We start from the raw sequence: 14969 nt of genomic DNA on the forward strand, positions 1-14969 counted from the left end.
CATCTGTCCGCTCGACTTGCATGTATTAGGCACGCCGCCAGCGTTCGTCCTGAGCCAGGATCAAACTCTCCGATAAATGGATCACAGGTTAAGTTCACCGCATCCTGCGGCGACTCCTGTGTGACCTGCATCCTGCAGGTCCTAGTTTGACTGACTACGCACATCGCTGTGCGATTTTATAAAAATGAATTAACAGGTACGTTTTGTCTTGTTTAGTTTTCAAAGATCATTCTCACTTCTTGTCGAAGCGACTTTATTAATATAACATTTCGACTTTCTTTTGTCAAATGTTTTTTTATTTTATTTCTCCGCCGCTGTGAGCCTGTTTTTTCAGAAGCGCATCAGCGACGTTTAATAATATAACATGGTCAAGAATCAGAGTCAACATCTTTTTTAAAAGAATATCCTCGGTGATAAACAGCCTGTCCTTTCGTTTCTATCTTGCAGACGTTGATAAGCCCCTTGTCCGTCAGGTAATCAAGCATAACGCCAAGATCTTGGGTAAAGTGCTTTAACTCAGGATGCTGAAGAAGCTCACCGAATTGCCATATGTCTTTTTCTTTCATCACTTCAAAAAGATGAGCCGAACCGATCTCAGCTTTGGAATGGATGAGAAAATCATTTGCTAAGAATAATAATTCGAGTCTTTTTTCCAAGCTCTCGTGACTGTCAATCAACTCAGAATATAATTTGTACACTTGAGGCTCCATCTGACGCACTTGGCTCCATACCGTGGTTTCCGGGTGGAATCCTCTGTCGATTACTTCAATACGCGCTAAATGGTGCAACGCATGAACAACCGCGTTGTAGGCATCTAAAAATTGATTGGCTTCAAAAAAAGCTTTGCCTTCAACATATCTTCTGATTAATTTGCCGTATTCGAGTCCGATCTTCAGTTTGCGTTCGGCAAACGGAAATGTATTCAGCCTGTCAATCAGCTCGACAATGTATTCGTTACGATCAAATAAGACTCTGCCATTTACAATCCAATCTATGATTCTCCTATTTGTCCCGAGCAAAATCCATTCTTGAATCTGAGAATCTGTTACCACATGCAAAGAAGCTGTTTTTTGATCAAATTCATAATGCTTTATAAAAACAGGCTCTTCAGCCTCCTTTACAATCACCAGCAAAGCGGCATCAAAGTTGTCTGTTAAGGAAGATGTTTTGTTTCTTCTCTCAATCATAATGACAGCCAATGTGTTGGGGTGACTTGCTCTTTCTTGGTAAATTGGACGGAGAAGATTATCCATCACTATTCCTCCAATGCAATTGTTCAAAATTTTTTATTCTCTATTTGATTCAATTCTATGGTTAAAACGAAATTCCTTTTTTCTAAACACATTGAACTATTATAAACAATTTCACAGTAAGTCTCCATATGTAAATTCCAGTTCAACCGAAAACATGAAGAAAATCCCATCAGGTTTGTGCTATAGTTAAACCAGAGGGGGATGGACATGGCGAAATACTCCAGCAAAATTAATAAAATCAGAACATTCGCGTTAAGTTTGGTTTTCGTTGGATTTATCATTATGTACATCGGGATCTTTTTCAAAGAGTCAGTTTTGCTATCTAGTTTGTTTATGATACTCGGGCTTTTATCCATCGGTCTCAGCACGGTTGTTTACTTTTGGATCGGAATGCTTTCGACCAAAGCAGTTCGTGTCATATGTCCGGCCTGTGAAAAAGAGACAAAGGTTTTGGGAAGAGTCGATATGTGCATGCATTGCAGAGAGCCGCTGACTTTAGATAAGGGATTAGAAGGAAAAGAATTTGATGAGTCTTATAATAAAAAGAAAATGCACAAATAAAATAAGCTGACCGTTTCGTGCGGTCAGCTTATTTTTAATGGTTTTCTTTTTTCGAACACTCTTGGCAAACGCCGTAAATTTCTAAACGGTGGTGGCTAACTTTAAAGCCCGTGACATGGGCAGCGAGCTGCTCCACTTCGTCAAGGCCCGGGTAGTGGAAGTCCACAATTTTACCGCAGTTTTCACAAATCGCGTGATAGTGATCGGATGTGACAAAATCGAATCTGCTGGAAGCATCACCGTATGTGAGCTCTTTTACCAAACCGGATTCCCGGAACACACGCAAATTGTTATATACCGTCGCTACGCTCATGTTAGGAAATTTCCCCTCCAGAGCTTTATATATATCGTCCGCTGTTGGATGAGCCATAGAGTTAACGAGATATTCCAGAATCGCATGACGTTGAGGAGTAATGCGAACTCCGGTTTCCTTCAACGTTTCTAAGGCTTCTTTTAGTTCATGTGCAGCCATCCGTCATGCACCTCTCTTCTAAAAAAAATTCTTACATTGTAATGTTTATAATTAGTGTAACTCTTTTCACGATAATTTGTCAATTGATATCAGGGTAAAAGCAAGCATGCCATTTGAAGCTGATAGACGAAATTACTTTTCCGACATATCTTTGAGGGTTTGAAGCGCTTCGGCTACATGGTCCTTCACTTTTACCTTTCTCCATTCTTTAACGAGCCGGCCTTCTTTGTCAATTAAAAAAGTGGAGCGCTCAATTCCCATATATTCTTTCCCGAAGTTTTTCTTCAGCTTCCATACGTCAAACGCTTCCGCCAGCTTATGTTCGTCATCAACAAGAAGCAGAAAAGGAAGGTTATGCTTCTCTTTAAATTTTCCGTGTTTTTCTTGACTGTCCGGGCTGACGCCGATAATAACGGCATCCAGTTCAGCGAAGCTTTCGTGGCTGTCCCGAAAATCGCATGCTTCAGTTGTGCATCCCGGTGTCATGTCTTTTGGATAGAAGTAAAGCACGATATACTTCCCTCTATAATCTGATAATTTTACTGTCTCCCCATGATCGCCTTTCAACTCAAGATCAGGTGCTTTTTGTCCGATTTCTATAGTCATTGCGTTACCTCCGGATGTTTTTTTATTAAGCGTATCCAATTCTTGTCCAGATTACAACCGTCGTCCCTTGCATCTTAAGCCCGAATCCATTGTTCTTGTTCGGAAGCATGCTACAATAGAAAGGACGCATGGAGATATAGGAGGTTTTTATTCTTGCATACAAAATCAATTGAACTTCACAATGAGGCATTAGAGCACATTGTCGGCGGTGTAAACAGCCCGTCTAGATCATATAAAGCAGTCGGCGGCGGTTCTCCCGTTGCAATGGAAAAAGCAAACGGCGCTTATTTTTGGGATGTGGACGGCAACAAATACATCGATTATTTAGCGGCGTACGGTCCGATCATTACCGGACATGCCCACCCGCATATTACAGAAGCGATTAAAAAAGCGGCAGAGAATGGTGTATTGTATGGAACACCGACAAAACATGAGGTTACATTTGCAAAGATGCTCAAAGAAGCCATTCCTGCTATGGACAAAGTAAGATTCGTCAATTCGGGAACAGAAGCTGTTATGACGACTATCCGCGTGGCACGCGCATATACAGGCCGGACAAAAATCATTAAATTTGCAGGCTGTTATCACGGACATTCGGATCTTGTGCTTGTCGCTGCCGGTTCCGGTCCATCTACTCTCGGCACACCAGACTCAGCCGGCGTACCAAAAAGCATCGCAAACGAAGTGATCACAGTTCCATTTAATGATATCGAAAGCTATAAAGCGGCCCTTGATAAATGGGGAAGTGAAATCGCGGCGGTTCTTGTTGAGCCGATTGTCGGCAACTTCGGAATTGTTGAGCCGAAAGAGGGCTTCTTAGAAAAAGTAAATGAACTGACACACAATGCGGGCGCTCTCGTTATTTACGATGAAGTCATTACGGCTTTCCGCTTTATGTATGGCGGCGCGCAAGATCTATTACAGGTGAAACCGGATTTAACAGCGCTCGGTAAAATTATCGGCGGCGGACTTCCAATTGGCGCCTATGGCGGTAAAAAAGAGATCATGGAGCAGGTAGCTCCGCTTGGGCCGGCTTATCAGGCTGGAACAATGGCGGGTAATCCCGCTTCCATCCTATCAGGCATCGCTTGTCTGGAAGTGCTCAAAGAGGAAGGCGTGTATGAAAAGCTTGATCACCTTGGCGCTATGCTGGAGGAAGGCATTTTACAGCATGCAGAAACACACGGCATCACGATTACTGTCAACCGGTTAAAAGGCGCACTCACGGTTTATTTCTCTGATGAGAAAGTCGAAAATTACGAGCAGGCTGAACGCAGTGACGGAGAAACATTCGCTAAGTTTTTCAAGCTGATGCTGGAACGCGGAATTAATTTAGCACCTTCTAAATATGAAGCCTGGTTTATTACAACAGCACATACAGAGCAGGATATTAAAGACACGCTTGCAGCGGTCGAGGATGCTTTTAGTCACCTTAAAAACTAGAATCAGACAACTTGGACAGGAGCATTGAGCTCCTGTTTTTTTATGGATTCAAACAGTGTGTAAGATTTTGGTCTTTTTCTAGAAAAATAGCTTGAATATTTGTGTTGATCCCTGTATATTACTTAATTGTTTAGCAAATAAACTTACCGGGAATTTTAAGGATTAGCCATTTGCTATGTCACACAATTTACTATAGAAAGGAATGCACGCACAAACTAATGAAACTTGGTGCCCGCATTTTCAAAACCGGGATTGCGATTACACTTGCCCTTTATTTGGCTTCGTGGATCGGGCTACCCGCGCCGATTTTTGCTGGGATTGCAGCGATATTTGCGATCCAGCCGTCGATTTACCGCTCTTTTCTCATTATTATTGACCAGGTTCAGGCAAATATCATCGGGGCTGTGATCGCCACAGTGTTCGGCCTTATTTTCGGACCCAGCCCGATTATGATCGGGTTAACAGCAGTTATTGTCATTACAATCATGCTGAAACTTAAAATTGAACATACAATTTCGATTGCTCTAGTAACAGTTATTGCGATTTTAGAATCCGCCGGTGACGACTTTTTAATGTTCGCGCTGATCAGAACAAGCACAGTTATCTTAGGGGTTCTTTCTTCCTTTATCGTCAACCTTGTGTTTTTGCCTCCTAAGTACGAAACAAAGCTGATTCATAATACTGTCGAAAACACCGAAGAAATTATGAAGTGGATCAGACTGTCCATGCGGCAGTCAACAGAGCATTCGATTTTGAAAGAGGATATTGAAAAACTGAAAGAAAAAATGATCAAGCTTGATCAGACATATCTTCTATATAAAGAAGAAAGAAGCTACTTTAAGAAAACAACTTATGTAAAATCAAGAAAGCTTGTCTTGTTCAGACAGGCCATTATTACTGCAAATCGGGCGCTTGATACATTGAAGAAACTGCATCGTTTGGAAAACGAGATCTATCATATGCCGGAAGAGTTTCAGGAAACACTGACTGAAGAGCTTGATTACCTGCTTTACTGGCATGAACTGATTTTGATGAGGTTTGTGGGCAAAATCAAGCCACATGATGACGCGGATGAAGAAGGCATTCGATATAAGCAGCTGTTAACAAAGTCATTTTTAAAAAATCAGCAAAACACGGATGATGAGCTTATTGATTACAACATGCTAAATATTATGGCAAGTGCCGTAGAATATCGCGAGCAGCTTGAACATTTAGAAACACTCATCACAAGTTTTCAAACGTATCATCCGAAAGACTGCGAAATAGAAACAGAAGAGTAACCCGGTTGAACAGCCGGGTTTTTTATATACAAAAAAATCTTATATCCTTCGTTAAAAGGATATAAGATTGATGTTCAGCTTAAATTTTGAATGGTAAATAAGTGCTTGTATTGACTATCATAGTCCATGAGTTCATCATGGGTGCCGATTTCGATGATCGTGCCGTTTTCCATGACAACAATCTTATCCGCATGTGTGATCGTCGATAAACGGTGGGCGACAACAAAAGTTGTTCTGTCCTTCGCCAGTTTGTCCATCGCTTCTTGAATGTAATGCTCACTTTCCAGATCAAGAGCTGATGTCGCTTCATCTAAAATGAGGAGCGGCGGATTTTTCAAAAATACCCGCGCGATTGATATCCGCTGCTTTTGTCCGCCTGACAGCTTAACGCCTCTTTCTCCCACCCGGGTCTCATACCCTTCTGGAAAACTCATAATAAATTCATGAGCATTGGCAGCTTTGGCGGCTTCAATAATCTCTTCAAGCGTGGCCTCAGGTTTGCCGATTGCGATATTTTCCCGAATCGTTTCACTGAATAAAAAGGTATCCTGAAGCACCATGCCAACCTGGTTTCGAAGGCTTCTCGCCTCATAATCGCGAATATCCGTCCCGTCAATCAGCAGTCTGCCGCTTGTCACATCATAAAATCTCGGGATCAGGCTGACGAGTGTTGATTTACCTCCTCCACTCATGCCGACAAGGGCTACGGTTTCTCCTCTATTTATTTTTAAAGAGACATCATGGAGAATATTTTCTTTTTCCTTTTCATATTGAAACGATACGTTTTGAAATTCCACTTCTCCGCGGATCTGGTCAGCCTTAATGGCATTTGGTTTGTCAGTGAGTTCATATGGCTCGTCAATAAATTCAAACACCCTGTCCATTGATGCGATTGACTGTGTCAATGTTGTAGAGGAATTAATCAGCCTTCTCACAGGATTGTACATTCTGTCAATATATCCGACAAACGCGACCATTGTTCCGACTGTCAGCGGTCCATTAATGACAAAATAGCCGGCGCACGCAATGACGATAAGCGGCGCCAAATCTGTAATGGTATTGACGACCGCAAAGGTTTTGGCATTCCAATTCGTGTGGCTGATGGCTTTATCTAAGAAATGGCTGTTTTTCTCATTAAAATTATCCTGTTCATGATCTTCTATCGCAAAGCTTCTGATGACTGGCATGCCTTGAATGCGCTCGTGCAAATGTCCCTGCACTTGAGCGAGCGCCTGCGAACGCTCCCTTGTCAGCTTTCTTAATCGACCGTAAAAATACTTCACTGATATGCCGTATAATGGGAATAAAATGATAGAGATCAGCGTTAATTTTATGTCCAGTGTCAGCATGATAGAGATCACAATCAAAATCGTCAGCATATCAAGCCAAATATTCATCAGGCCTGTGATGACAAAATCCTTTGTTTGTTCCACATCATTAATCACTCGGGAAATGACTTCCCCTGTTCTTGTATTCGCATAAAAACGAAGGCTCAGTTTCTGTATATGGTCAAACAGCTTGGCTCTTATATCGTACAGCACCTTGCTGGCTGTCCACTGGGCAAAATATTGCCTATAGTATTCAACAGGCGGCCGCAAAATTAAAAACAAGGCGAACATGATCGCCATAATGGTGAACAGTGACGTTGTTTTGTCACTAGCCGTGCCGCCTCCTTGAATAATGTCGTCAACGACGTACTTCAGAAGCAATGGGAGAGCAAGCGGAATGGAGAATTTTACGATCCCGATTAACACCGTAACGAAAATTTGCTTCTTATAAGGTTTGACGAATTGCATGTAGCGTTTCATAACCCCCACGTTGATTCCCCCTCTCATATCATGATGTGTGTGAGCCCATGTGAAAAACCTGTTGTACCCCGCAACAGGTTTTTACGTAACTATTATTTTGTATAGCGCAAATACCGTTCATACCACATATCGACAAACTCGGGCGCAAACGGTCCCTGGCGCTGGTGAATCCAATGGAGCAGCGTGTTTAAGTAGTCTCTTAAAATACTGTCGATTTCTTTTGGATAATTCATGGATTTCCGATGATCATCATATTCGTCTTCATCGAGAATATTGTAGGTCATGTCAGGAAAAACCTTAACATCTAGGTCATAATCAATATATTTAATTGCTTCGCCATCATAGGCAAACGGAGAACTGATGTTGCAATAGTAATGGACCCCGTCTTCCCTCAGCATCCCGATGACATTAAACCATTGTCTTGCGTGAAAATAACAGATTGCGGGCTCTCTGGTTATCCATGTCCGGCCGTCTGATTCGGTTACCATCGTCCGGTCATTGGCTCCGATGACACACATTTCTGTACTTTTTAAGATTGTTGTCTCATTCCAAATTCTGTGAATCAGCCCGTTATGCTTATAGCTGTGAATTTGAATGGTTTCTCCTTCCTTGGGATAGCCCATATTTCTCCCCTACTTTCTATAAAGCCCTACAGTTAGTATGTCCAAATTTGCTTACCGACAACGTCTTTTACCTATTATAACGTTACAAATTGAAAAATGAAAATAAAAGAGCCATTCCGGCCGGGGAATGGCACATTCCTGCTCTACACAAAGGAAGACGGCTTTTCTGAGCTGCGATAAGAACGAATCACTTGCTCTGTCTGCTTTTGAAACATATCCTGTATATCGGCTAGATGTTTCCGTTTTACCGCAATTTCATCCTGAATGCCGCGCAGCCTTGCATCCCTTTCCAAATGCCGGAGTTCTGCTTCAATTTGTTTGCAGCGGTCGAGCTCTGATTGGAGATCGAGAAGCTTATCCATCGTTTTCATTTGTTCGCTTACCAGCTTTTCAAATTCTGTCATCGGTTCCTCCTTCAGCCTGGTGAAAGTATAAACGTTTCCTCCTTTAATCATTTCGATCCCATTAAAGCAAACCCTTTGACTCATTCTGTAGACCTTTCACAAGTTTTGTCGTATACAAACAGAAAAAAAGCACTTCCATCCGAAGATGAAGTGCTTTTTTCTGTTTCAGTGATTAGCTGTTTTGTTGTTTGTTTTGTTCAGCAGATTGGTTTTGCTGTCTTACCTGCTGTACGTTAGTTTCACTAGCGAATTCAGTGCCGAATTGACCTTGTTGGCCAGCAGCTGATTGCTGGTTTTGTTTTCTGACTTGCTGAGCGTTTGTTTCGCTAGCAAATTCAGTGCCGAATTGACCTTGACCAGCAGCTGATTGTTGGTTTTGTTTTCTAACTTGTTGTGCGTTTGTTTTGCTGAATTGATTTGAGTTAGCCATTGTTATCACCTCCACGGTCATTAGAATGTGCAGGTGATCGTATAGCTATTCCTCTTTTTTAAAAATTTTTAAACGAGCAGTGAGCGTCCGCCGTCAACGATAATTGTCTGTCCACGGATCATGTCAGCCTTGGAAGATACTAGAAATTCGACAGTATCAACCATGTCTTTAATTTCAACCATGCGTCCCGCCGGCGTGTTTTGACGCGCATCCTCAAGCAAATCCTCTCTGTTCGGGAAATGTTTGAGCGCATCTGTGTCAATCGCTCCGCCTGATACGGCATTGACGATAATTTGTTTTGGCGAAAGCTCAACCGCAAGATAACGGGTTAAAGCTTCTAACGCCGCTTTTGATACGCCAACTGTCGTGTAGTTTTCAAGGTAGCGGATCGAACCTAATGAACTGATGCTGACGATATGCCCGCCCCCGTTCTTTTCCATTAGCTTGGCCGCTTCCTGGGCACAGAAAAGCAATGCTTTCGCATTAATGTTCATCGTCCAGTCCCAGTGTGTTTCTTCTAGTTCCATGACAGGTCTCAGAACGCCTGAAGCGGCATTATTGACAAAAACATCAAGTCTGCCGAATGTTTCATCAATTTGCTGAAACATTTCTTTGATTTTTGCCGGCTGTCCTACGTTTGCTTTTACGACAAGCACTTTGACGCCAAGTTTTTCGATTTCTTCCGCGGTTTCCAAAGCGGCTTTTTTGCTGCGTGCATAGTTAATGACAATGTTATAGCCTTTCTCAGCAAGTCTGAATGCGGCCGCTTTTCCGACACCGCGGCTGCTTCCTGTTACGAGAGCGCATTTATTTTGTTCCATTTTTCCTCATCTCCTTGTAGCGTATAGTTCTTTTATTTCCACAAACAATAATGGCAAGAACTTAAAAGGGGGTCTTCTGTTTATGTATGTCGGACGTGATATGAGCGAATTGAACATGGTTTCCAAAGAAGATTGGAAAAACAGCGAACTCGCCTATTTTCATCATGCCTTTCAGCAAATTATGCCTTATTTGAACGAGGAAGGCCAATCAAAATACCGGGAATTAACGCAAGAAATTGAAGCGCGCGGCGGAATGAAGCGCAATGAAGCGGACTACACCCACGGCACGCGCGTCTCTTACGATTAACAATGTTTACGGAGCAGCCGGGGATGCGGCTGCTTCCTCTGCCATCTTCCAGATTTTTTGATGTGACACCGGAAACGCAAATTGTTCGAGTTCTTCCTTCGTTACTTTTTTCAGCTCTGAGGTATCCGACACTTGTTTTACTTTACCGAAAAACACAGAAATATTCCATACCAGGTGGGTGAAAACGTGCTCGACCACACCCTGCAGGTCACTGATATCAGCTTGTATCCCATATTCGTTTTCTAAAAATGCAGTGAGCTGTTCACGCTCGGTTTTGATCCCTTTTTGTGTTTCAAGATTAGGGAATTCCCACAGGTTGGCGAGCAAACCTTTTGACGGCCTTTTGTGTATATACACTTGTCCGTCTTCATCAGTCAGTACGATCGCGGCCATTGTTTTAATCCCGGGCTTTTTCTTTTTGCTTTTTACCGGAAGCTCCCGTTCAGTTCCTTCTTCAAATGCTGAGCAATGCTTCTGAACCGGGCATAGCAGGCATGAAGGTGACTTTGGCGTACAGATCAAGGCTCCGAGCTCCATCAGGCCTTGATTGAATTCCGATGGTTTTTCTTTAGAAATAAATGCACGGATTGCGTCTTCAAAGATCGTTCTTGTTTTTGGTTTGGCGATATCATCCCAAATGGAAAGAATTCTGGACATGACACGCATCACATTTCCGTCAACCGCGGGAATCGGCTTATTATAGGCGATGCTGAGCACCGCTCCCTTTGTATAAGGGCCGACGCCTTTTAAGCCGCCAAAATCTTTCTCGTCTGGAGGAACAATCCCCCCGTACTCCTGTTTCACTTCTTTTACCGCGCTTTGCAGATTTCTGACTCGCGAATAATAGCCGAGCCCTTCCCATGCTTTCAGCACTTTTTCTTCATCAGCATCAGCGAGCGCTTCCACTGTCGGGAATTGTTCCACAAACCGGAGAAAGTAGGGAATCACTGTCTCTACTCTCGTTTGCTGCAGCATCACTTCAGATACCCACACTTTATATGGATCTTGGTCCTCTCTCCACGGCAGAACACGCTGCTCTCGTTCGAACCATGAAATTAAATCATCGCGAAATCGCTGTATGTCTTTTTGTTTTAATTTGTCTTCAAGTACGTTCATATGTGTTTCTCCCCAGTCTTTCGCGCCCCGCTTTTCTTTAGACTGTTTTTTGTTGTACACTAAGGGCACAGTACGATAATATGTTACATTAAATAGAAGTAAAGAAAAAGCGGAAACATATGAGAATGATTGAATCAGGTTAGAAATTGGGTATATGAAAATGGGGAATATCTTACAAAAGTGAATGTGCAGGACGATTCTGCAAGGAGGTCACCTATGGATACGGGCACACATGTCGTGATGGGCATCGCACTTGGCGGTATTGCGACGCTTGATCCTGTTGTCGGATCAGATCCGGCAATGGCTCATGCTGTTATGATTGCAACGCTTGCGGGCTCTCAGGCTCCGGATATTGATACTGTGTTAAAGCTTAAAAATAATGCTGTTTATATAAGAAATCACAGAGGATTCACCCATTCAATTCCCGCCGTTTTGTTTTGGTCTGTAATTATTCCGGCGATTCTGTATTTGTTTTATCCGCAGGCCGATTTTCTGCACCTGTGGCTGTGGACGCTGCTGGCAGTCGTTCTACATGTCTTTGTTGATATTTTCAACGCGTACGGAACACAAGCGATACGTCCGTTTTCGAAAAAATGGGTTGCGCTGGGCCTGATTAATACGTTTGATCCGTTTATTTTTATCAGCCATCTGGCGGCTATCGCGATTTGGTATGCGGGCGGCAGTCCCGGCATTACATTTCTCAGCTTATATATCATATTGGCAGGCTATTATTTGGTGCGTCTGATCATGCAGCTGAGAATTAAACGGAAGCTTCATGAGATGATTCATGACGATATCGAAAGCATTATTATTTCTCCGACGATGAAATTCAGGCAATGGCGGATCGCAGTGACAACAGCCCATGCTTTCTATGTAGGAAGAAGCATGGAAGGGCATGTAGTGATTCTGGATACGTTTAATCGGGTGCCTGTTCCTGAAACCGAAGTGATGCATGCGGCAAAGCAGGATGATAACATTGCGGCGTTTCTGTCATTTTCTCCGGTTTACCGATGGGAAGTCGATACGTTTAAAGATCACTACGAGGTGAGGTTTATTGACCTGCGTTATCGGAGCAAAGGCCATTATCCGTTTGTGGCCATCGTTCATATCGGTCACGACCTCACGATTCGCTCATCTTATACAGGATGGATATTCAGCGAAGAAAAACTTCAGAAAAAATTAAAGCTCGGCTCTATTTAGAACCGGGCTTTTTTTCGTCTTATATATAAAACAGCAAGCAGCAGACTGACGAGAGATATAAGAACCGATATTTTAAAATATGGCGGATAGTAGGTCAGCTCAATGTGATTGTCTCCCTTTTGCGCCTTAAAGCCTATGAAAGCATAATCCACTTTATCAATCGTCTGTGGTTTCCCGTTGATCTTCAGCTCCCAGCCTTTTTCATAGGGGATCGGGAGCATGATGTACTTGTCTTTTGACAGATGATATGCAAACGTCAGCTTGTTTTTATCCCATTTCAGATTGTTTGCTTTATCTGTTTTGTTTTGCAGCACAGCGCTCTTCAGTGTTTGGTAATTTTCTTCATAGAGCGCTATATTTTTAAGCTCATACGTTCCTTTCGGTAGCTTGATTGAAATATGGCCTGATTTAGGCACTCTGACCGTGATATCATCTACTCCGGTTTTATAAATCGATTGGTTCGATTTCCTTGTTGTGACATAATCATTGACTCTTAATGTAAATCCTTTGTCTTTTGCTTTGCTTTTTAAATAAAAGCTGACATAGTAGTCTCCTGGAGCGGATGACGTCTGTTTCGGGGTGATGATCAGTTCTCCTCCGTTTTCTCCAGTCACAGTAAGCAGTCCATTTTGATACTGTGCATATTTTGCAGTGATGTCCGACTTAGGAATGAGATTCGCCAGTTTTGGTGTCTGCTCCGTTTTCCCTGCTGGATCTGCTACTACAATTCCTTTCAGCATTGCCTGTTCTTTCGCAAGAGCGGGCAATTTGTCCAGCTCGCTTTCGCTGTATATGGCATCGGCTGTTTTGACGAAAGGAAGCATGTATTGATTTTCATATACCGCATAATGCTCTGATTCCAAGTGCTTTTTGAAGCCGTACGGGACGCTGGCTTCGTTTGTTTTTTCCGTCATATAATATTTGCCGTAAAGCAGGCTGTATAAATTTGCCCTGTCTCCCAATGACGCATAACGGCTGACGCTTTCCCTGCCCATATCAATGCTCAAATCATTCCAATAGAAGGTCAGCAGATGCTTGTTTAAAATGCTGGAGTAGGCGCTGAATCCATTAAACCCGTAAATAATTGGCGTATTATTGCGGACCCCGTTCATCCAATCGACTCTCATGAGCGGATCATCGTCTTCCTTCTGTAAACGCCCGATGAGCTCAGATGATTCTTGCCCTTTGTATTCCTCACCCGTGAGATATTCTTTTGTCACACTGTCCAGTCCGCCGCCTTCTGAGAGTGCATATTTTTGATAGGTGTTGGCGACAAACAGCGAAGAAAGAATGATCACACCGTACACAGCCATCTTTGCCCTTTTTTTCGCAAAAGCTGCAGCAAACAAGGCTGCTATTGTCAGGAATAAGAGCAATAGAATGCTTTCATTCGCAGGCTTCCATATATCCAGTTCATACCTTTGGATATGATACCAGTAAAGAAGCAGGACAACAGCTATAGCCGGGAGCAGTTCTTTCCATTTCAATTCAGACAGCTGTGACAGGCCCGCCGCAGCTGCTCCTGCAATGGTAAACGCCAGAACATATTCAAACCGGTTTTGCGGGGCGGAAAAGCCGTTAAATACGCTTGCCGCACACGGACTGAAATGAAAAAGAATAAACAGCAGGCTCAATCCGGCAAAGAGACGAAACACGCGTTTTTTGTAAAAAGAAACAAGAAATAAAAACAGCAGAAAGGCGGCCGGCACAATGATGATCCGGCTCGAAAATAAGATATTATCATCAAAATTAAGCCACTCTATTTTCTGGCTGTACGGAGGGCGCAGGTTGTTTAAATAACCGTATACTACCGGCACAAAAGCCGCCGCACTGATGCCAAAAGAAATGAGGCCTGACACCAAAAACAGTCTGCATTGAATCCATCTTTTCTCTTCATGCTTTTCCAGTCGGATCAGCCATCTGAACAGCACGTAGATCCCAATGAATATAAGGTTTATGTATGTAAAGTAAAAATTGTTGATTAACGTCAGCGAGCAGGCAATGATAAACCATGCCGGGCGCCGCTCTCTCATGATTTTTTCTGCCCCGAGCACAAGCAGCGGAAGCCAAATCATTGTATCGGTAAAGAATTCCCAATACGCTTCGTGGCGGAAATAAATGATTGAGGCACCGTATAATACGGCCCCCGTAAACGACGCCGCTCTGTGTTTGAGAAGATAGTGAAAAACAGAAGCGGCTGTAAAAATGATTAGACTCAGTTTGAAAATACTGACAAAAACTGCTGACTCCGCCCAAAAAAACGTATCCGCTTCTCCGATCAGCTGGACGGCCTGAAGAAGCAAGACAGCTGCGGATACCGCAAGAAAAAGAAAGGAAGCAGAAAAATAATAGCCGAGCTGACTGAACGTACCGCCGCCGAGTCCGAATGAATAATTGTAGAAAAAATTCCCGTGTGTATATTGGTCAAATAATAATTTTTTAAATACGATCATTTGCGCAAGCCCGTCACCCGGACCTGTCATATATCTGCCGTCCGCCCATTCTTTCACAAAAAAAGCGTGTGCCAGAACGGAAACCAGCAGACTGGCCGCATAGATCATGACATATTTTCTTTTCATATGAATTCTCCAGTCTTGCTTTTAAGATAGTAGACACGCAAAAAAAGCACTGCCAACGGCGCTTGG

General features: G+C 43.0%; 15 protein-coding genes and 1 rRNA gene. 5 read left to right on the forward strand and 11 right to left on the reverse strand.

All coding sequences use genetic code 11. From position 1 onward, the window contains the following. Positions 1 to 76: ribosomal RNA gene (locus AC4CV5_RS15705) — 16S ribosomal RNA — on the reverse strand; the annotation flags it as partial. A 292-nt stretch (positions 77 to 368) separates the two neighbouring features. Further along, positions 369 to 1253, reverse strand: coding sequence for a nucleotidyltransferase-like protein (locus AC4CV5_RS15710; RefSeq protein ID WP_326222858.1), 885 nt, complete (start codon positions 1251 to 1253; stop codon positions 369 to 371). Positions 1254 to 1460: 207 nt separating this feature from the next. Here AC4CV5_RS15710 and AC4CV5_RS15715 point away from each other — a divergent pair, with 207 nt between their 5' ends. Then, positions 1461 to 1814, forward strand: a complete 354-nt coding sequence (locus AC4CV5_RS15715) for a YgzB family protein (RefSeq protein ID WP_019713698.1) — start codon at positions 1461 to 1463, stop codon at positions 1812 to 1814. Positions 1815 to 1848: 34 nt separating this feature from the next. Here the strand turns inward: AC4CV5_RS15715 and perR are convergent, their stop codons facing one another. Next, the gene (gene perR, locus AC4CV5_RS15720; protein WP_003223285.1) at positions 1849 to 2286 is read right to left on the reverse strand and encodes a peroxide-responsive transcriptional repressor PerR; all 438 of its coding nucleotides are present in this window, start codon (positions 2284 to 2286) and stop codon (positions 1849 to 1851) included. 132 nt (positions 2287 to 2418) lie between these two features. Then, positions 2419 to 2892: a thioredoxin-dependent thiol peroxidase gene (gene bcp / locus AC4CV5_RS15725; protein ID WP_019713697.1), complete on the reverse strand. Its 474-nt coding sequence runs from the start codon at positions 2890 to 2892 to the stop codon at positions 2419 to 2421. A 153-nt stretch (positions 2893 to 3045) separates the two neighbouring features. On the opposite strand from bcp, the gene AC4CV5_RS15730 reads away from it, so the two are divergent. Together AC4CV5_RS15730 and AC4CV5_RS15735 are read left to right on the forward strand one after the other, a co-directional pair. Next, entirely contained in the window at positions 3046 to 4335 is a 1290-nt protein-coding gene (locus AC4CV5_RS15730; protein ID WP_019713696.1) for a glutamate-1-semialdehyde 2,1-aminomutase, read from the forward strand. Positions 4336 to 4553: 218 nt separating this feature from the next. Further along, entirely contained in the window at positions 4554 to 5615 is a 1062-nt protein-coding gene (locus AC4CV5_RS15735) for an aromatic acid exporter family protein (protein WP_014113117.1), read from the forward strand. Positions 5616 to 5689: 74 nt separating this feature from the next. Here the strand turns inward: AC4CV5_RS15735 and AC4CV5_RS15740 are convergent, their stop codons facing one another. The 5 genes from AC4CV5_RS15740 to fabL all read right to left on the reverse strand — a co-directional run bounded on the left by AC4CV5_RS15740 (position 5690) and on the right by fabL (position 9701). Continuing rightward, on the reverse strand, positions 5690 to 7432 hold the full coding sequence (locus AC4CV5_RS15740) for an ABC transporter ATP-binding protein (protein WP_019713695.1): 1743 nt from the start codon (positions 7430 to 7432) through the stop codon (positions 5690 to 5692). 83 nt (positions 7433 to 7515) lie between these two features. Beyond that, positions 7516 to 8046 (reverse strand): nucleoside tri-diphosphate phosphatase, encoded by a 531-nt coding sequence (gene ntdP / locus AC4CV5_RS15745; protein WP_003239685.1) that lies wholly within the window; start codon positions 8044 to 8046, stop codon positions 7516 to 7518. Between the two features lie 143 nt (positions 8047 to 8189). Further along, the gene (locus tag AC4CV5_RS15750; protein ID WP_014113115.1) at positions 8190 to 8450 is read right to left on the reverse strand and encodes a YgaB family protein; all 261 of its coding nucleotides are present in this window, start codon (positions 8448 to 8450) and stop codon (positions 8190 to 8192) included. Between the two features lie 172 nt (positions 8451 to 8622). Then, complete coding sequence (sspE, locus tag AC4CV5_RS15755; protein ID WP_019713693.1) at positions 8623 to 8880, reverse strand: gamma type acid-soluble spore protein SspE; 258 nt, start codon at positions 8878 to 8880, stop codon at positions 8623 to 8625. 68 nt (positions 8881 to 8948) lie between these two features. Continuing rightward, positions 8949 to 9701 carry an enoyl-[acyl-carrier-protein] reductase FabL gene (fabL, locus tag AC4CV5_RS15760; protein ID WP_019713692.1) on the reverse strand — a complete coding sequence of 251 codons (753 nt, stop codon included), beginning with the start codon at positions 9699 to 9701 and terminating at the stop codon, positions 8949 to 8951. Between the two features lie 82 nt (positions 9702 to 9783). Between fabL and AC4CV5_RS15765 the strand changes: the two genes are divergently transcribed. Next, a complete protein-coding gene (locus tag AC4CV5_RS15765) occupies positions 9784 to 10008 on the forward strand; it encodes a mother cell protein YfhS (protein ID WP_162102901.1) in 225 nt (74 codons plus the stop codon). A gap of 6 nt (positions 10009 to 10014) precedes the next feature. Here AC4CV5_RS15765 and mutY read toward each other — a convergent pair whose 3' ends face one another. Then, a complete protein-coding gene (gene mutY, locus AC4CV5_RS15770) occupies positions 10015 to 11124 on the reverse strand; it encodes an A/G-specific adenine glycosylase (RefSeq protein WP_490923205.1) in 1110 nt (369 codons plus the stop codon). A 216-nt stretch (positions 11125 to 11340) separates the two neighbouring features. Between mutY and AC4CV5_RS15775 the strand changes: the two genes are divergently transcribed. Further along, positions 11341 to 12324, forward strand: coding sequence for a metal-dependent hydrolase (locus AC4CV5_RS15775; RefSeq protein WP_019713690.1), 984 nt, complete (start codon positions 11341 to 11343; stop codon positions 12322 to 12324). On the opposite strand, the gene AC4CV5_RS15780 is transcribed toward AC4CV5_RS15775, so the two are convergent. Then, the gene (locus AC4CV5_RS15780) at positions 12321 to 14903 is read right to left on the reverse strand and encodes a YfhO family protein (RefSeq protein ID WP_490923206.1); all 2583 of its coding nucleotides are present in this window, start codon (positions 14901 to 14903) and stop codon (positions 12321 to 12323) included. The two genes, AC4CV5_RS15775 and AC4CV5_RS15780, sit on opposite strands and share 4 nt — an antisense overlap. Positions 14904 to 14969 lie beyond the last annotated feature (66 nt).

Source organism: Bacillus sp. NS1 (genome assembly GCF_058248265.1).